Source organism: Cupriavidus sp. USMAHM13 (assembly GCF_001854285.1).
Lineage (GTDB): Bacteria > Pseudomonadota > Gammaproteobacteria > Burkholderiales > Burkholderiaceae > Cupriavidus > Cupriavidus malaysiensis.
Window position 1 is genome coordinate 3,276,844 of record NZ_CP017751.1, and the last position, 17,076, is coordinate 3,293,919.

General features: G+C 68.6%; 15 protein-coding genes and 1 tRNA gene. 10 read left to right on the top strand and 6 right to left on the bottom strand.

Annotated elements, in window-relative coordinates; genetic code table 11:
• The first annotated feature begins 17 nt into the window (after positions 1–17).
• Genes BKK81_RS14390 through BKK81_RS14400 form a run of 3 tightly spaced genes read left to right on the top strand, consistent with a single transcriptional unit; the run spans position 18 to position 2,419 of the window.
• Entirely contained in the window at positions 18–620 is a 603-nt protein-coding gene (locus BKK81_RS14390) for a YfiR family protein (protein WP_083384118.1), read from the top strand.
• On the top strand, positions 617–1,867 hold the full coding sequence (locus BKK81_RS14395) for a diguanylate cyclase domain-containing protein (protein ID WP_071014177.1): 1,251 nt from the start codon (positions 617–619) through the stop codon (positions 1,865–1,867). The genes BKK81_RS14390 and BKK81_RS14395 overlap by 4 nt, the downstream gene beginning before the upstream one ends.
• A 24-nt stretch (positions 1,868–1,891) precedes the next feature.
• A complete protein-coding gene (locus BKK81_RS14400) occupies positions 1,892–2,419 on the top strand; it encodes an OmpA family protein (RefSeq protein ID WP_083384119.1) in 528 nt (175 codons plus the stop codon).
• Positions 2,420–2,450: 31 nt separating this feature from the next.
• On the opposite strand, the gene BKK81_RS14405 is transcribed toward BKK81_RS14400, so the two are convergent.
• Positions 2,451–3,278, bottom strand: a complete 828-nt coding sequence (locus tag BKK81_RS14405) for a universal stress protein (protein WP_071014179.1) — start codon at positions 3,276–3,278, stop codon at positions 2,451–2,453.
• Positions 3,279–3,553: 275 nt separating this feature from the next.
• On the opposite strand from BKK81_RS14405, the gene BKK81_RS14410 reads away from it, so the two are divergent.
• Both BKK81_RS14410 and BKK81_RS14415 read left to right on the top strand, forming a co-directional pair.
• Positions 3,554–4,555: a zinc-dependent alcohol dehydrogenase family protein gene (locus tag BKK81_RS14410; RefSeq protein WP_071014182.1), complete on the top strand. Its 1,002-nt coding sequence runs from the start codon at positions 3,554–3,556 to the stop codon at positions 4,553–4,555.
• A gap of 130 nt (positions 4,556–4,685) precedes the next feature.
• Positions 4,686–7,193 (top strand): EAL domain-containing protein, encoded by a 2,508-nt coding sequence (locus BKK81_RS14415; RefSeq protein WP_071014184.1) that lies wholly within the window; start codon positions 4,686–4,688, stop codon positions 7,191–7,193.
• On the opposite strand, the gene BKK81_RS14420 is transcribed toward BKK81_RS14415, so the two are convergent.
• A complete protein-coding gene (locus BKK81_RS14420) occupies positions 7,190–7,468 on the bottom strand; it encodes a hypothetical protein (protein ID WP_071014187.1) in 279 nt (92 codons plus the stop codon). The genes BKK81_RS14415 and BKK81_RS14420 overlap by 4 nt on opposite strands.
• Before the next feature lie 235 nt (positions 7,469–7,703).
• Between BKK81_RS14420 and BKK81_RS14425 the strand changes: the two genes are divergently transcribed.
• Both BKK81_RS14425 and BKK81_RS14430 read left to right on the top strand, forming a co-directional pair.
• The gene (locus BKK81_RS14425; RefSeq protein ID WP_071014189.1) at positions 7,704–8,360 is read left to right on the top strand and encodes a peroxiredoxin; all 657 of its coding nucleotides are present in this window, start codon (positions 7,704–7,706) and stop codon (positions 8,358–8,360) included.
• Positions 8,357–8,677 carry a hypothetical protein gene (locus BKK81_RS14430; protein WP_071014192.1) on the top strand — a complete coding sequence of 107 codons (321 nt, stop codon included), beginning with the start codon at positions 8,357–8,359 and terminating at the stop codon, positions 8,675–8,677. Before BKK81_RS14425 ends, BKK81_RS14430 begins: the two co-directional genes overlap by 4 nt.
• 66 nt (positions 8,678–8,743) lie before the next feature.
• On the opposite strand, the gene BKK81_RS14435 is transcribed toward BKK81_RS14430, so the two are convergent.
• Entirely contained in the window at positions 8,744–9,454 is a 711-nt protein-coding gene (locus BKK81_RS14435) for an NADPH-dependent F420 reductase (protein WP_071016485.1), read from the bottom strand.
• A 144-nt stretch (positions 9,455–9,598) separates the two neighbouring features.
• Here BKK81_RS14435 and BKK81_RS36920 point away from each other — a divergent pair, with 144 nt between their 5' ends.
• Positions 9,599–9,730 carry a type II toxin-antitoxin system RelE family toxin gene (locus BKK81_RS36920; RefSeq protein ID WP_156811295.1) on the top strand — a complete coding sequence of 44 codons (132 nt, stop codon included), beginning with the start codon at positions 9,599–9,601 and terminating at the stop codon, positions 9,728–9,730.
• Positions 9,731–9,777: 47 nt separating this feature from the next.
• Positions 9,778–10,152, top strand: coding sequence for a helix-turn-helix domain-containing protein (locus tag BKK81_RS14440; protein ID WP_071014195.1), 375 nt, complete (start codon positions 9,778–9,780; stop codon positions 10,150–10,152).
• 473 nt (positions 10,153–10,625) lie between these two features.
• Here BKK81_RS14440 and BKK81_RS14445 read toward each other — a convergent pair.
• The 3 genes from BKK81_RS14445 to acs all read right to left on the bottom strand — a co-directional run bounded on the left by BKK81_RS14445 (position 10,626) and on the right by acs (position 14,931).
• Positions 10,626–10,716: transfer RNA gene (locus tag BKK81_RS14445), tRNA-Ser, on the bottom strand.
• An 86-nt stretch (positions 10,717–10,802) separates the two neighbouring features.
• On the bottom strand, positions 10,803–12,854 hold the full coding sequence (locus tag BKK81_RS14450) for a sodium:solute symporter family protein (RefSeq protein ID WP_071014197.1): 2,052 nt from the start codon (positions 12,852–12,854) through the stop codon (positions 10,803–10,805).
• A 94-nt stretch (positions 12,855–12,948) separates the two neighbouring features.
• Positions 12,949–14,931, bottom strand: coding sequence for an acetate--CoA ligase (gene acs / locus BKK81_RS14455; RefSeq protein ID WP_071014200.1), 1,983 nt, complete (start codon positions 14,929–14,931; stop codon positions 12,949–12,951).
• A gap of 508 nt (positions 14,932–15,439) precedes the next feature.
• Here acs and BKK81_RS14460 point away from each other — a divergent pair.
• Positions 15,440–16,963 (top strand): fumarate hydratase, encoded by a 1,524-nt coding sequence (locus tag BKK81_RS14460; RefSeq protein ID WP_071016487.1) that lies wholly within the window; start codon positions 15,440–15,442, stop codon positions 16,961–16,963.
• The last annotated feature ends 113 nt before the right edge of the window (positions 16,964–17,076 follow it).

Sequence of the window (17,076 nt, forward strand, 5' to 3'; positions counted from 1 at the left end):
CCGCCCCGAACCATGTCATGCGTCCGCCACTCCTTCCGTCCTTCCGGGCAGGCACCGGCAGCCACCACGTCCGCAGCGCCCCGCCACCTTGCGTGCTGGCCCTGCTAGCGCTGCTGCTGGCTATCTTTCCGCTGGCCCACGCGCCCGACGCGAGAGCCCAGACCCTGCAGCAACGCGCGGACGCGGTAGCCAAGACCGTATTCAACCTGCTCAGCTACGCACGCTGGCCGAGCGAGCCAGCGGTGTTGCGGCTGTGCGTGGAACGCTCCAGCCTCTATTCCGCCAAGCTGCTCGATGGAGGCACGCTGGCCAATGGGCGGCCGGTGCGCACGCGCGTGGTCGACGTTACCGGCAGCGACCTGGCGCGCGACTGCGACGCGCTCTACGTCGGCACCATGACCGATGACAAGCGCAAGCTGCTGGGACGAGAACTGAGCGGCCAGCCGGTACTGGTCATCAGCGAGGGAGACTTCGAGTGCGAGGTCGGCAGCATGTTCTGCCTCAGTGTGCGGGATGCGCAGGTGTCCTTCCGCGTCAATCTCGACTCGGTGGCCCGCAGCGGCATCCACGTCCACCCCGGCGTGCTGCAACTCGGCCGTCGGCGGGGAACCACGCCATGATCGGAAACAACAGGCCCGGCACGCGCCCGACGCTGCAAAGCACCCTGCGGCGCATCCACCTGAGCGTGGCGCTCATCGCCATCTGCACCGCTGGCCTGTCGCTGACCGTGCTCGGCATCACCGCCCTGCGCGTCTACGCGGACCACAACCTGCGCCTGGTGGCACGCTCGGTGGCCTACGCGCTGGAGGCCCCGGTGGTGTTCAACGACAAGGCCGCCACCCGCGACGCCCTCGCGCTGATCGCCAGCGAGGACGTCGCCTATGCCAGCGTCTACGACCGCGGCGACCACCTGCTCGCCGAATGGCGGCGCCCCGATGCCCACCGGTTCTCGGGCCTCAGCCGGGCGATCGGCGAACTGCTGCTGGCGGAGCCGGTCGAGCAACCCATCCTGCATGATGCGCAGGCTGTGGGCTATCTGCGCCTGTCGGGGGATCCGGCCAACCTGCTCAGCTTCCTCGCCAGCGGCGCCTTCGGCCTGCTGGCCTGCCTGCTGCTCACCGCGGTCAGCGCCCACTATATGTCGCGCCGCATGCTGACGCACATCACCGAGCCGGTGCGCAACCTGATGCGGGTGGCACATGCGGTACGCTCGGATCGTGCCTTCGAGCAGCGCACCCCGCCCGCGCACATCGCCGAACTGCATGCGCTGGGAGAAGACTTCAACGGCCTGCTCGACGAACTGGAGGACTGGCAGAAGCAGTTGCAGCATGAGAACCGCTCGCTCGCCCACCAGGCCAGCCACGACGCGCTGACCGGACTGCTCAACCGGACGGCATTCGAGCAGGCGCTGGAGCGCACGCTGCGCGCGGTGCAGGCACAAGGACGGCACGCGGCCGTGCTGTACCTCGACAATGATGCCTTCAAGGACATCAACGACCGTTTCGGCCATGCCGCCGGCGACGAGGTACTGATCAGCGTGGCGGCCCGCGTGCGCGCCTGCCTGCGCGAAACGGACCTGGTGGCACGGCTCGGCGGCGATGAGTTCGCCGTGCTGCTGGCCCCGCTGCAGCGGCCGCAGGATGCGATCCGTGTGGTGGAGCACATCCTGTCGAGCCTGCGCGAGCCGATCATGCTGAAATCCGGCACATCGGTCACGGCCCCGGTCAGCATCGGCATCGCAACCTATCCGGCGCATGGCGGCACGGCGGAAGCCCTGCTGCGGGCGGCGGACGGCGCCATGTATGGCGCCAAGCGCCGCTCGGGGGGCACCTGGCAAAGCGCCCCCCCGCCGGACGGCGCCGACTAGGGGAGAAGAAAAGGGAGGAGGGACGTGGGCACTGCACGAACCACCCGCAAGACCGCATCGGCGCATGCCTGCGCCCGCGCCGCGGCGGCACTGCTGCTAGCTGGCGCCCTGGCCCTGGCCGGCTGCCAGACCGCACCGTACCGCAAGCTCACCGCACAGCAGGTGGAAACGCTGCGGCAGCAGGGTTTCCACCTGACTGGCCTGGGCTGGGAACTGGACCTGTCGGAAAAGGTGCTGTTCGGCTTCGACGACGATGCGATCCCGCCCGAACGGCAAAGCAATCTGCGCAGGATCGGGCAGGCCTTGCTGGGCGCCGGCATCGACCATGTGCGGCTGGACGGCCATACCGACGACGCCGGCAGCACCGACTACAACCTGAAGCTCTCCTTGCGCCGCGCGCAGGCCATCGCCGGCGTGCTGGTGAGCGCGGGTTTCGCGCGCGACGATATCGAAGTGCGTGCCCTGGGCATGAGCCGGCCGGTGGCGGACAACCATACCCCCGAGGGCCGCGCACAGAATCGCCGCGTCGCGATCATCGTCACGGTCGACTGAGCACGGCGACGCCCGCGGTGGCGCCGGCGGCTCAATGCGACATCAACAGCGGCACCTCGGCGTGCCGCATCAATACCCGGGTGGCGCCCCCCATCACCAGTTCCCGCACACGCGAGTGGCCATAGCCACCGGCCACCAGCAGATCGGCGTGCAGATGGCCGACGGCGCGCAGCAGCGCGGGGCCGACCGCCTCCTGCGTCGGCACCGGCACCGGTTCGGCGCGGATCCCGTGCCGCGCCAGGTACGCGGCCAGTCCATCGCCCTGTGCCACGCCGCGCCCCTCCGGATCGATCGAGACCAGGCTGATCCGCTGCGCGCGCCTGAGCAAGGGCAGCGCATCGGCGACCGCGCGGGCTGCCTCGCGCCGGCCATCCCAGGCCACCGCAACATGGCGCGCCTCGACGCGGCGCACCTGCGGCGGCAGCACCAGCACCGGCCGGCCGGCATTCAGCAGCACGTACTCGGCAGTCTGCGCCGCCAGCACCGGCGCCAGGTCGGGCACCGGCGGACGCGCCACCAGGATGATGTCGGCCAGCCGGCCCTGCAAGGCCAGAGCCCAGCCAGGATCCTCGGCCAGCAGCATGTGGGCACAGCTTAGGCTGGGCGCTGCCTGTGCCACGATGCGGCGCAGGCGTTCCTCGTCCGCCGCGCGGCGCTGCTGCTGGCGCTGCTCGGCCTGGGCGGCATAGCGGCCGGCTTCCTCACCCGCGCCCCGGAACGGATCGGGACGGAAACCCGTGGCCGTCACGCCGACCACGTGCCCATCGCCTCCCAGGGCAGCCAGTGCGGCCGCTGCCTCGATGCGCGCGTCGCCGCCCTCGTCGTCGCCCATTTCCACCAGCACCGTCTTGAAGTCCATGTCGCCACCTCTCGGATGAAGTATCGGCGTGTTGCGCAGATCGCCCGCGAGTCCGGCGGGCCGGTACCCCGATCATAGCGCCGGACCGGCCCGACCCAGCCCGGCCGCCCCACGCAAAGGGGGATAGCATGGCAAAGCGGCCGGCACAGCACCTTGATACCGATCAAGCAGCCTGGCCCGGTGCCCGCCATACTGGATGCACGCCTGCGGCCCGTCCGCACCGATCCTGCCGTGCCCGCCGGGCATGAGCCGACATGTCCTCACCGGAGCCCGCCATGCCGCAAACCATGCGTGCCATGATCTTCGATGGCAGCAGCCCGCTGCTGCATCCGCGCGACGTACCGGTGCCGGAGCCGGGGCCGGGCGAACTGCGCATCGCCGTCAGTACCTGCGGCGTGTGCCGCACCGACCTGCACGTGGTGGACGGCGACCTGCCGCACCCCAAGCCGGCACTGATCCCGGGGCACGAGATCGTCGGCCGGGTCGAGTCCCTGGGCAGCGGCGTCAGCGGCTTCCAGGCAGGACAGCGCGTGGGCGTGCCCTGGCTCGGCCATACCTGCGGGCACTGCCCGTTCTGCCTCGCCCAGCGCGAGAACCTGTGTGACGCGCCGCGATTCACCGGCTACACACGCGATGGCGGCTATGCGGAATATGCCATCGCCGACAGCCGCTATTGCTTCGCCCTGCCGGACGCCTATGACGATGAACACGTGGCGCCGCTGCTGTGCGCCGGCCTGATCGGCTACCGCACCTTGCGCCTGGCCGGCGAAGCGGCGCGCCTCGGCATCTACGGCTTCGGCGCTGCCGCCCACGTGGTCGCCCAGATCGCGGTCGCACAGGGGCGAGAGGTATTTGCCTTCACGCGCCCGGGGGACCAGGCCGCGCAGCAGCTCGCGCGCGAGACCGGTTGCCGCTGGGCGGGCGCCAGCGGCGAGGCGCCGCCCGCCGTCCTGGATGCCGCCCTGATCTTCGCACCGGTCGGCGCGCTGGTGCCGCTCGCCCTGGGCGCAGTGGCGAAGGGCGGCACGGTGGTCTGCGGGGGCATCCACATGAGCGACCTGCCGGCCTTCCCCTACCGCCTGCTGTGGGAGGAGCGGCGCCTGCTCTCCGTCGCCAACCTGACGCGGGCGGATGGCATCGACCTGATGCGGCTGGCCGCCGCCATCCCACTGCGCACCCACACCACGCTCTACCCGCTGGAGCAAGCCAACGCGGCGCTGGCAGACCTGCGCGACGGCCGCCTTGCCGGCGCGGCCGTGCTGGACATCGGCCATTGAGCCGACCGGCGCTCCGGCCCGGGACGAGTCCCGGCCATTCCCACCGGCCGTGCCCATGGCATATACTCGGCCGGCGCAGCCATGTCGCGGCGCAGGAATCCCAACGCAACCGTGCGGAGAACGGACCAAGATGCAATGTCAGGCGCTAGGGCAAGCAGCGCTCGAACAGGCCGTCGACGCTGTGGTCGTGGTCGACGCCGAGGGGCGTGTGGTGCTCTTCAATGCCGCGGCGCAGGCCTTGTGGGAATGCATCCGTGCCGAAGCGATCGGCCGCGCCGCCGCGGAGCTGGGCCTGCCGCCCGAGGGTGGCAATGGCGCCGTGCCACCGGTGCTGCAGCGCCCGCCCCAGGACGGCGGCAGGCTCGCCGTTCGCCTGCATACCTCCCGCCTCGATAGCGGCGAGCTGGCCTATTTCGCCGCGCCCGACGACGGTGGCCGCGCGTCCGCCCTTTCCTCGGCCTATCTCGATCACGCCGGCAACCCTGTCCTGTTCCTCGACCTGGACGGCTATGTCAGCCACGTCAACCGCGCCTTCACCAGTGTCTTCGGACTGCAGCGCCACCAGGCGGTCGGGCGCCGCGCGCTGGACCTGATGCGCCCCGCCCGCACCAGCGAAGCGCATCTGGCGCAGATGCTGGACGAACTCAGGCAGGGCACGATGCTGCACCGCGAAGCCCTGCTCGCCGACCGCCATGGCCGGCCCCGCTGGTTCGCCACGGCAATCAACCCGCTGCGGCAGGCCGACGGCGCGATCACGGGCGCCATCTGCACGCTGACGGACATCAGCGACACCAAATTGCGTGACACCATCCAGCGCAAGGCACTGGAGGCCTTGGCCAAGGACGTGTCCAGCGCAGAGATGATGGACAGCCTGTGCCGGCAGATCGAAGCGGTGTCCCCTGGGGTTCTGGTCAGCGTGGTCCGCATCGCCGACGGCAGGCTGCGCACCCTGGCAGCCCCCGGACTGCCCGCGGCATGCGTGAGCCGGATCGACGGACTGGAGATCGGGCCGACGGTGGGCTCCTGCGGCACTGCCGCCCACTTCGGCAAGCCGGTGCTGGTCACCGACATCGCCAGCGACCCCTTGTGGGCCGCCTACCGGGACCTGGTCCTGCCGCACGGCCTGAAGGCCTGCTGGTCGACGCCGATCAAGACCTACGACGGTCAGGTCGCCGGCGTGTTCGCGCTGTATTTCCACGAATGCCGGGGTCCCGACGCGCTGCACCGCAGCCTGGTCGACGTGGGCACCTACCTGTGCGCGCTGGCGCTCGAACGCGACGCCGCGCGCGAACGCATCGAGCGCCTGGCCTACTACGATCCGCTGACCGGATTGCCCAACCGCCAGTTGCTGCTGGCACGCCTCGACGATGCGGTGGCGTCGGCACGAGCCACGGGGCAGGCGCTGGCCGTGCTGTTCATCGATATCGACGACTTCAAGCGGGTCAACGAAGCCGACGGGCATGCCATGGGCGACCGGGTGCTCGGCAACGTGGCGGCGCGCCTGGCCGGCGTGGTCGGCCAGGCCGGCACGATCGGCCGCCTGGGCGGCGACGAATTCGGCGTGGTCCTGCCGGACCATGACCTGGCCCGCGCCAAGGCGCTGGCCGAGGCGCTGCTGGCTGCCCTGGCTGCGCCCCCCGCCGGCGGCGGGCAAGCCCTGCCCGCCTCGGCCAGCATCGGCGCCAGCGCGCTCAGCGGCAGCGGTTGCGACGGCCCGACCCTGCTCAAGCAGGCAGACCTGGCCATGTACCAGGCCAAGAAGGGTGGCGGCCACCAGATCGGCATCTACGATGTGGCGGTGGCGCGGCGCCTGGCCGAGCATCGTGAGCTGGCCACCGAGCTGCGCGCCGCGCTGGCAAACGGCACGCTGCAGCAGTACTACCAGCCGCAGATACGGCTGGCCGACGGCCGGCTGTGCGCCGTCGAGGCACTGGCGCGCTGGTTCCACCCGCAACGGGGAGAGATCACGCCCTCCCGCTTCATCCCGCTGGCCGAGGAGGAGGGCCTGATCACCGCGCTGGGCAAGTGGGCGATCGAGGCCGCCTGCGCACAGCTGGCGCAGTGGCGCGCGGCCGGCGTCGGCGTACCGCGCATCTCAGTCAACCTGTCGCCGATCGACCTGCGCGATCCCGCGCTGCCCGGCCGCATCGAGCAGACCCTGGCGCGTCACGGGCTGGTGCCGGCGGACCTGATCATCGAGATCACGGAAAGCGTATTCCTCGAGCATTCGGCCGGCACCGGTGCCAGCGTCGCGGCCCTGCGGCGGCTCGGCGTCCCGCTCTCGATCGACGACTTCGGCACCGGCTTCTCGACGCTGAGCCGGCTGATGCGCCTGCCGGTGGACGAGATCAAGCTGGACCGCTCCTTCCTCGTCTCGCTGGAAACGAGCGCGGAAGCCCGCACGCTGGTGGAAGCCGTGATCCGCATCGGACGCAGCCTCGACCTCACCGTGGTGGCGGAGGGTGTCAGCAGCACCTTCCAGCACCGCTTTCTGGCCACCCACGGTTGCCAGGTCGGGCAAGGCTTCCTGTTCTCGCGCGCGGTTCCGGCCACTGCGGTGGCGGCATGGCCTGCCCAGTGGCCGCTCGCCGACCCTGGCGCGGATGCCGGCGCAAGCGACGCCGCACGCTGCGGCTAGGCAGACAGCGGCCCGAACAAGCCGCACTCCAGGTCGCTTTCGAACTGCTCCAGCCAGGTACCGGGCGGATCGTCCTCGTAGACGCTCTGTGCCTCCGTGCCGGCACGCTTGACCGAGACCTTGCGCGTGGCCACGCTGGCATCGCTGCCGGCACCTGCGTCACGCGTCTCGTCCGTCACCTCGAAATCGCCCGGCGCCAGACCTACGCGCTTGCAGATCTCCGCCATCTGCTCCCGTTCCGCGACCGGGAAATCCTGAATCTGACGCTTGATCATCACTCGCCCCCTAATCTCAACGGACGGGCCGCATCGGACAGGACCGGCACCGGTGCCCGCCGCCGGCACCGCGCGGACTCGGCCGCTCACATGCACGCGGCCGCGCCCCTTGCCCGATGAGTCTACTCCCGGCTAAGAATCGGTGCTGCGCAAGCAGCCTATACTGGCTTGGCCGGCCCCTCGCCGGCAACCCATCCGATTCGCATACCTGCCACCTTGCTCATGGAGGTCAACCATGTCGATCCGCATCGGCGACGAAGCCCCCGACTTCACCGCAGACACCACCGAAGGCCAAATCCGCTTCCATGACTGGATCGGCGACAAATGGGCGATCCTGTTCTCCCACCCGAAAGACTTCACGCCGGTCTGCACCACCGAGCTGGGCTATATGGCGCGCCTCAAGCCGGAGTTCGACAAGCGCGGCACCAAGATCATCGGCCTCAGCATCGACCCGGTATCCGATCACCAGCGCTGGGTGCAGGACATCGAGCAGACCCAGGGCCACGCGGTCAACTACCCGCTGATCGGCGACGCCGACCTGACCGTCGCCAAGCTCTACGACATGATCCACCCCAACGCCAGCGGCGGCGGACCGCGCACGGCAGTGGACAACGCCACGGTACGTTCCGTCTTCATCGTCGGCCCGGACAAGAAGGTCAAGGCGATGCTGGTCTACCCGATGAGCGCGGGGCGCAACTTCGACGAAGTGCTGCGCCTGCTCGACGCCCTTCAGCTCAACGCGCGCCACACCGTGGCCACGCCCGTGAACTGGCGGCCCGGCGACGACGTGATCATCCCGACCTCGGTTTCCGATGAGGACGCCAAGAAGAAGTACCCGCAAGGCTTCCGCACCCTGAAACCCTATCTGCGCGTAGTGGCCGAACCGAAATGAGCACGCAGGGCGGCCCCCGGCGCGTACGGGAAACACGTGTCTCGGCGACGCTACCCGCCGCCGACATCGAGTGGCTGCACCGCTCGCTGCCGGACGGTGGCTCCCAGTGGGGCCTGAGCCTCACCCTCCAGGCCGACGAGCGAGCGATGGAGCGCTGGCTGCGCGGCGTAGCCGTGCCGGCCGGCGCGCACGCGGTGGAAGGCTGGTTGCTGGCGCCATGGACGATCTGGGCAACCTGGACGGCGTGGGCGCCGTGGCTGGCCTGGCATCCCCTGCTGGCGATGGTGCTGCACGCGGCGCCGCGCCCGCGCGTTTGATCCGGCCCTCCTGCCGTAGGCGCTGTCGATCGGCGGTGCTTTTCGCATGACACAATGGACTATCGACTATCGCGCGCCAGCCGGGTTCGGCAGCCGCGCGATACGCTCCCGCATCGCCTGCGCCGAGCCTATCTGGTGGAACAGCGGACCGCCTGGCGCGAAACTGTCGGCGCTGGCGCGGCCGCCCACCACGACCGGCTCGAAACCTGCATCGCGCACGAGTTGCTTGGCCACGCGCAGCGCCTGCGGGTCATCGCCTGCGATCGGCACCGCCACCGGCTCGCCGGCATGGTGGCTTTCGCTGGCGAAGGCAGCCGCCGCCATGAAATTGAAGGCGCGTACCACCCGGGCGCCGGGCAAGAATCGCGCGGTCGTGATGCCGATGCCGTCACGCAGCGCCAGCGCACCAGCATCGCCGTCGCGCTCGCGAAAGGCATTGGTCGCATCTATCACCACCTTGCCCGACAGGGCCCGCCCATAGTCCCGGGCGATCTCGGGCAGCGCCTTGTACGGCACCGCCAGCAAGACCACGTCCGCAAAGGCGATGGCCTGTGCCACGGAGCCTGCCTGCGCCAGCGGGCGCAATTCGTCAGGATGACGCGACGAGAACAGCACTGGATGGCCGGCCTGCACCCACAAGCCGCCGATGGTGCCACCGATATGGCCGGCACCGATGACGCCCACCGGCTGCATGCGTGCGGCACCGGGTTGCGCGCGCAGCCCCTGCGCCCGCCCGCCCAGAGCAGCCAGGGCCGCCGCGGCGGCAAACCCGGCCAGCCAGCCGCGCCGGCCCGGATCGACAGCACCAGTCTCGCGCGCGACCCGCTCGAATCTGAGACGCGGCGAGTAGCTGGCCTCGCGCGCAAAGATCAGCACCGGCCGCAGGGCGCGGCCCTTGCCCGGAACGTGGCGGCCACGATCATGGCGAAGATCGAAGCGCTGGCGGCGGACCCCTACGGGCCGAACCCTGACGCCAAGAAGCTGGCCGGCATCGAGGGATACCGGCTGCGCGTGGGCGATTGGCGCGTGCTATACCGAATCGAGGACGGCTGACTGGTGATCGTCGTGCTGGCAATCAATCCGCGCGGAGGCGCATACAAATGATCGATATCCAATTCATCGAACGCGACGGCCACCGCGAATATGCGGTGGTGCCCATCGAGATCTGGGACAAGGTCAAAGACCTGATCGAGGATCTGGACGATGCCGCTATGCTGAAGCAAGCGATGGCGGAAGACGATGGCACCCGCATTCCGCATGCTGTACTCAAGGCCGAACTGGCGGGCGACCATCCGATCAAGGCATGGCGCGAGCACCGAGGCATCACGCAGGAGGCGCTCGCCTCGGCCGCCGGCATCAGCAAGCCCTACTTGAGCCAGATGGAAAACCGGAAGCGCGATGGAAGCGTCGACGTGCTGCAGAAGCTGGCCACCGCGCTGGAGGTGCAGATGGACCTGCTGGTCGAGCAGGCCTGAGCGAGCAAAAAAGGATTCGCCGGCTCCTGGGAAACCCAAGGTCGCTTATCGACCCATTGCGGTCCCGGGCTTTGGTCGATCTCGTCGCCCCAAAGCAGTCGCCGAACGATGAAATCCAGCGGAGCCATGCGGCCAGGGCTACGTCAACGAGGAGAGCGGCCGCGCCGGCGGGTGGGAATCGCTTGGGCGGAACTTCATGGAGCGGGGGATAGCGGAGACGGACGTCACAGTGCCCTTCAACGAGCACGACATCCGCGCCAAGGCGGCGAACGACGCCGAAGACCTTGAGCACGCGCGAGCCCTGATGTCTCACGCGAGCACGGCGACGACCAAGCGGGTGTACCGGCGGAAACCGGAGGTGGTGGCCCCGCTGCAGGCAAACAAAAAGGGCTTGGGTCACGTTTCCATGACCCAAGCCCTTTGCTATGACCCAGCGGTTAGTGCAACCAACCCGCTAAGCCTTATGTATTCAGTGGCGGAGAGAGGGGGATTCGAACCCCCGATAGGCTATTAACCTATACACGCTTTCCAGGCGTGCGACTTAAACCACTCATCCATCTCTCCGGGAAGTCCGCGATTATAACAGAGTTATTTTTCGAATCCAGTACTTCCTGCGGGAACAAGCGAAAAGACGGGCAAGCCCCGTGCAATCAGCCCTTGCGCAGGTAACCGACCAGCCGGTCGATCACCGGCGCGTTGCGCGGTGTCAGCAAGCTGACGACGATGGCCACGATGAAGCCGGCCGGCACGCCGAAGGCGCCGGATGCGATCGGGTCGACGCCGAACCAGCGGTCGCCGAAGATGCCGGTCATGCGCGTGAAGAAGGGATAGTTGACGAAGATGTAGTAGATGGCCACCCCCAGTCCCGCCGCCATGCCGGCCACCGCGCCCGCCGCCGTGGTGCGGCGCCAGAAGATGCCCAGCACCAGCACCGGGAAGAAGCTGGAAGCGGCCAGCGAGAAGGCGGCACCGACCAGGAACAGGATATTGCCCGGCCGCAGCGAGGTCACGTACGAAGCGAACAGCGCCACCCCCAGCAGCAGTACCTTGGCCGTGGTCACCCGGCGCTGGTGGCTCGCCTGACGATCGACCATGTGATAGAAGACGTCGTGAGACAAGGCGTTGGCGATGGTCAGCAGCAGGCCATCGGCCGTGGACAGCGCGGCGGCCAGCGCGCCGGCCGCGACCAGGCCGGAGATCACATAGGGCAGCCCGGCGATCTCCGGCGCGGCCAGCACGATCATGTCGGGCTGGATCAGGATCTCCGCCCACTGCACGATGCCGTCGCCGTTGACGTCGCGCAGCGTGAACACCGGCGGATCGACCTTGCGCCATTGCACCACCCACTGCGGCAGTTCCGCATAGGGCGTGCCCACCAGGTGTTGCAGGAACTCCACCTTGACCAGCGCCGCGAGCGCCGGCGCGGAGACATAGAGCAAGGCGATGAAGAACACCGCCCAGGCGACGGAATTGCGCGTCTCCTTGACCGACGGCGTGGTGTACAGCCGGGTCAGGATGTGCGGCAGGCTGGCGGTGCCCACCATCAGGCAGAACACCAGCAGCACGAAGTTCAGGCGCTTGGCATCCCGCTCGCCCTCGCTCGCCGCGGGAAACGGCTCGGTGGAGGACTTCGAGGGCAGGCTGCGCGCGAGCGCGTCGTCGCGCATCTGCGTCCACTGCTGGTGCGCCTCGGCGGCGTCGCGCGGATAGGCCAGCCGCTCGCGCTCCAGTTCCTTGATCTCGCGCAGCGGCGCGTTGCGCACGCGCAGCGACTCCAGCCGCGCCGTCAGCGCATCGCGCTCTTCCTCGAAGGACTGCGGCAGGCGGGCGATGCGGATCTGCAGGGCGGCCGCCTTGTCTGCGTAGAACTTCCGCACCGCGCGTTCGGCCGGGTCCTGGTCGAGCCGGCGCTCCTCCCGGTCGATCTGCGCCAGCAGCGGCCCGTAGCCGAGCTGGGGCAGCAGTTGGTGGTGATGCTTCCAGGCGATCATCGACACCGCCGCCAGGAAGGCCACGATCAGCATGATGTACTGCGCCACCTGTGTCCAGGTGACGGCCCGCATGCCGCCCAGGAAGGAGCAGACCAGGATGCCGGCCAGCCCGAAGAACACGCCGACGGCGAATTCGACGCCGATGAAGCGCGTCACCACCAGCCCGACCCCCTGGATCTGCGCGACCAGGTAGACGAACGAGCAGAGCGAGGCGGCCAGCACGGCGATGCCGCGCATGGCGAAGTTTCCGCCCGGGCGGCCGTTGCCGTAGCGGGCGGCGAGAAAGTCGGGAATGGTGTAGCCGCCGTACTTGCGCAGGTAAGGCGCCAACAGGAAGGCGACCAGGCAGTAGCCGCCGGTCCAGCCCATCACATAGGCCAGTCCTTCATAGCCCGAGGCGAAGACGATGCCGGCCAGGCCGATGAAGGAGGCCGCGCTCATCCAGTCGGCGGCGATCGCCATGCCATTGAAGACGCCCGGCACGCGCCGGCCCGCCACGTAGTACTCGGTCAGGTCGGAGGTGCGGCAGATCAGCCCGATGCAGGCATAGATCGCGATGGTGACGAAGAGGAAGACATAGCCCAGCCACAGGGCATCGCTGCTGGACCGTTCCAGCAGCGACATCATGCCGACGAAGCCCAACAGCCCGAGCGTGAACAGGCTGTAGTAGAGCGTCAGCCGGCGGCGGAAGCGCGACTGGTCGTCGGGCATGGAATAGAACGTGGCGGCACGGAAGCGGGGCGCGACGGGCCGGCGTGCGGCCGGCGCCGCGCGGGCGCCGGGCCGTCACGCCGCTGCGCCCGGATCAGCGTGCCTGCTTGAGCTGGTCTAGGATCTGCGGGTTCTCCAGCGTCGAGGTGTCCTGCGTGATTTCCTCGCCCTTGGCCAGAGAGCGCAGCAGGCGCCGCATGATCTTGCCGGAACGGGTCTTGGGCAGGTTGTCGCCGAAGCGGATGTCCTTGGGCTTGGCGATCGGGCCGATCTCCTTGCCCACCCAGTTGCGCAGCTCGGCGGCGATCTGCTCGGCCTCGGCGCCATCCGGACGCGCGCGCTTGAGCACGACGAAGGCGCAGATCGCTTCGCCGGTGGTGTCGTCGGGGCGGCCCACCACGGCCGCCTCCGCCACCAGCGGGTTGGCCACCAGGGCCGACTCGATCTCCATGGTGCCCATGCGATGGCCGGACACGTTCAGCACATCGTCGATGCGGCCCATGATGGTGAAGTAGCCGGTGTCCTTGTCGCGGATCGAACCGTCGCCGGCCAGGTACAGGCGGCCGCCCAGCTCCTCGGGGAAGTAGCTCTTCTTGAAGCGCTCCGGATCGCCCCAGATGGTGCGGATCATCGACGGCCACGGACGCTTGATCACCAGGATGCCACCATGCCCGTTGGGCACGTCGTTGCCGGTCTCGTCGACCACTGCCGCCATGATGCCCGGCAGCGGCAGCGTGCAGGAACCCGGCACCAGCGGCGTCGCGCCCGGCAGCGGCGTGATCACGTGGCCGCCGGTCTCGGTCTGCCAGAAGGTGTCGACGATCGGGCAGCGCTCGCCGCCGATGTTCTGGTAGTACCACATCCAAGCCTCGGGATTGATCGGCTCGCCCACCGTGCCCAGCAGGCGCAGGCTGGACAGGTCGTACTGGCGCGGATGGATCTTCTCGTCGGCGTCGGCCGCCTTGATCAGCGAGCGGATCGCCGTCGGCGCCGTGTAGAAGATGCTGACCTTGTGGCGCTGGATCATGTCCCAGAAACGGCCCGCGTTCGGATAGGTCGGCACGCCCTCGAACATCAGCTGGGTCGCGCCGGCTGCCAGCGGGCCGTAGGCGATATAAGTGTGGCCGGTGATCCAGCCGATGTCCGCCGTGCACCAGAAGAGGTCATCCGGCTTGACGTCGAAGGTCCAGCGCATCGTCATCAAGGCCCACAGCAGGTAGCCGCCGGTGCTGTGCTGCACCCCCTTGGGCTTGCCGGTGGAGCCGGAGGTGTAGAGCACGAAGAGCGGGTGTTCGGCGTCGACCGGTACCGCCTCGCAGGTGTCCGCCTGTCCGGCGGATACGTCCTCCATCGAACGGTCGCGGCCTTCGCTCCAGCTGACTTTGCCACCGGTGCGGCGGTAGACGATCACGTTCTTGACGGCCTCGCAGCCGCCCAGCGCCAGCGCCTCGTCGGCGATGGCCTTGAGCGGCAGCGCCTTGCCGCCGCGCATCTGTTCGTCGGCGGTGATCAGTGCCACCGCGCCGACATCGACCAGGCGCTCCTGCAGCGATTTGGCCGAGAAGCCGCCGAACACCACCGAGTGGGTGGCGCCGATGCGGGCGCAGGCCTGCATCGCGACCACGCCTTCGATCGACATCGGCATGTAGATCACCACACGGTCGCCCTTGGCGATGCCGAGCGATTTCAGGCCGTTGGCAAAGCGGCACACGCGCGCATGCAGCTCGCGGTAGCTGACGCGGGTCACGGTGCCGTCGTCAGCTTCGAAGACGATGGCGATCTTGTCGGCGTTGCCGTTCTCGAGATTGCGCTCCAGGCAGTTGTAGGAAGCGTTGAGCTGGCCGTCCTCGAACCACTTGTAGAAAGGGGCGTCGCTCTCGTCGAGCACCTTGGTGAAGGGCTGGTTCCAGTGCAGCAGCTCGCGTGCGTGGCGCGCCCAGAAGCCCTCGTAGTCGCGCTCGGCCTCGTCGCACAGGGCCTGGTAGGCCTCCATGCCGGAGATGGCCGCCTGCTCGACGAACGATGCGGGGGGGTTGAAGACGCGATGCTCTTGCATCACCGATTCGATGGCGGACATGTCGTTGTCTCCTGATTGGCTTGGCTGCGTGGCTGCAAACTTACGCTTGGTGGCTTACTGAATCCTGACGCTGCACGCAGGCAGCCGCGCCGCATCGCGATGGCGCCGGCGCGTGCTGCATCGCAGCATGGGGCGCGGTAAGCGGGACCCGGGGGACGTCTCCCGCATGCTCGCCTGTCAATGTGCAGCCTTCTCCATTAGGCTAGCACAGCTACCCGGCAACGGCGCCGTTCGGGCGGGATTCCCGAATGCCGCGCTGTGCCATTCCGCGCCATTCCCTCGCTGCCAGCAGACCGGCGGCTGCATAGCGCGCCGTGAGCGCCCTGAGCCGCAGGCGCTCACCAACCGCAGCCCTGCCCGGCTGCTTTCTTCATTGTCACCGCCGGCAAGCCGCAAGCATCACCTCCAGCCCGGCTGGGCGAATGTGGACGGATGTATGCACGCAGGCAACCACACCCGCCACGGTGTATGATTGCGGGCTACGTCCCACCGCATGTCCTCCCACAACATGACCGCCATCAAGCAAGAAGACCTCATCCAGAGCGTCGCCGACTCCCTGCAGTACATCAGCTACTACCACCCGATGGACTACATCACCAGCCTGGGCCGTGCCTATGAGCTGGAGCAGAGCCCGGCGGCGAAGGACGCGATCGCCCAGATCCTGACCAACAGCCGCATGTGCGCGGAAGGCAAGCGGCCCATCTGCCAGGACACCGGCATCGTCACCGTGTTCCTGAAGATCGGCATGAACGTGCGCTGGGATGACGCCACGATGAGCCTGGAAGACATGGTCAACGAAGGCGTGCGCCGCGCCTACAACGACCCGGACAACAAGCTGCGCGCCAGCGTGCTGGCCGATCCGGCAGGCAAGCGCACCAATACCAAGGACAACTCCCCGGCGGTGATCAACGTCTCCGTCGTACCGGGCGACACGGTCGACGTGATCGTCGCGGCCAAGGGCGGCGGCTCCGAGGCGAAATCCAAGTTCGTGATGCTGAACCCGTCCGACTCGATCGTCGACTGGGTGCTCAAGACCGTGCCGACCATGGGCGCCGGCTGGTGCCCGCCGGGCATGCTCGGCATCGGTATCGGCGGCACCGCGGAAAAGGCGATGCTGCTGGCCAAGGAAGCCCTGATGGAGCCCATCGACATCCAGGACCTGATCGCGCGCGGCCCGTCCAATCGCGCCGAGGAACTGCGCATCGAACTGTACGAGAAGGTCAACGCACTGGGCATCGGTGCGCAGGGCCTGGGCGGCCTGGCCACCGTGCTCGACGTGAAGATCAAGGACTACCCGACCCACGCCGCCAACCTGCCGGTGGCCATGATCCCGAACTGCGCCGCCACCCGCCACGCGCACTTCACGCTGGACGGCAGCGGCCCGGCCAAGCTGGAAGCGCCTGACCTGTCGCAATGGCCGAAGGTCGAGTGGGCGCCGAACACCGAGACCTCCAAGCGCGTCGACCTGAACGCGCTGACGCCGGAAGAAGTGGCCTCGTGGAAGCCGGGCCAGACCCTGCTGCTGAACGGCAAGATGCTGACCGGCCGCGATGCCGCACACAAGCGTATCGCCGACATGCTGGCCAAGGGCGAGAAGCTGCCCATCGACTTCACCAACCGTGTGATCTACTACGTCGGCCCGGTCGATCCGGTGCGTGACGAAGTGGTGGGTCCGGCCGGCCCGACCACCGCCACCCGCATGGACAAGTTCACCGAGACCATGCTGTCGCAGACCGGCCTGATCGCGATGATCGGCAAGGCCGAGCGTGGCCCGGTGGCGATCGAGTCCATCCAGAAGCACAAGTCGGCCTACCTGATGGCTGTCGGCGGTGCCGCCTACCTGGTCTCCAAGGCCATCCGCGGCGCCAAGGTGCTGGCCTTCGAAGACCTCGGCATGGAAGCCATCTACGAGTTCGACGTCAAGGACATGCCGGTCACCGTGGCGGTCGACAGCTCGGGCATCTCCGTGCACAAGACCGGCCCCGCCGAATGGCAGGCCAGGATCGGCAAGATCCCCGTCGCGGCCGCCTGATTCCAGGCACGCCGTGACAGCCTTGCTGTCCCTGAAAGCCGGGTCTGCCGACCCGGCTTTTTGTTTCCCGGTCCATGCTCGCCCCGCACTTCCGGTGTGGCCGGGCGCCCTCG

Coding starts and splice junctions, on each gene's coding strand:
- BKK81_RS14390 (WP_083384118.1), top strand. CDS start 18: ATGCGTCCGCCACTCCTTCCGTCCTTCCGGGCAGGCACCGGCAGCCAC.
- BKK81_RS14395 (WP_071014177.1), top strand. CDS start 617: ATGATCGGAAACAACAGGCCCGGCACGCGCCCGACGCTGCAAAGCACC.
- BKK81_RS14405 (WP_071014179.1), bottom strand. CDS start 3,278: ATGGACTTCAAGACGGTGCTGGTGGAAATGGGCGACGACGAGGGCGGC.
- BKK81_RS14410 (WP_071014182.1), top strand. CDS start 3,554: ATGCCGCAAACCATGCGTGCCATGATCTTCGATGGCAGCAGCCCGCTG.
- BKK81_RS14415 (WP_071014184.1), top strand. CDS start 4,686: ATGCAATGTCAGGCGCTAGGGCAAGCAGCGCTCGAACAGGCCGTCGAC.
- BKK81_RS14420 (WP_071014187.1), bottom strand. CDS start 7,468: ATGATCAAGCGTCAGATTCAGGATTTCCCGGTCGCGGAACGGGAGCAG.
- BKK81_RS14425 (WP_071014189.1), top strand. CDS start 7,704: ATGTCGATCCGCATCGGCGACGAAGCCCCCGACTTCACCGCAGACACC.
- BKK81_RS14430 (WP_071014192.1), top strand. CDS start 8,357: ATGAGCACGCAGGGCGGCCCCCGGCGCGTACGGGAAACACGTGTCTCG.
- BKK81_RS36920 (WP_156811295.1), top strand. CDS start 9,599: ATGGCGAAGATCGAAGCGCTGGCGGCGGACCCCTACGGGCCGAACCCT.
- BKK81_RS14440 (WP_071014195.1), top strand. CDS start 9,778: ATGATCGATATCCAATTCATCGAACGCGACGGCCACCGCGAATATGCG.
- BKK81_RS14450 (WP_071014197.1), bottom strand. CDS start 12,854: ATGCCCGACGACCAGTCGCGCTTCCGCCGCCGGCTGACGCTCTACTAC.
- acs (WP_071014200.1), bottom strand. CDS start 14,931: ATGTCCGCCATCGAATCGGTGATGCAAGAGCATCGCGTCTTCAACCCC.
- BKK81_RS14460 (WP_071016487.1), top strand. CDS start 15,440: ATGACCGCCATCAAGCAAGAAGACCTCATCCAGAGCGTCGCCGACTCC.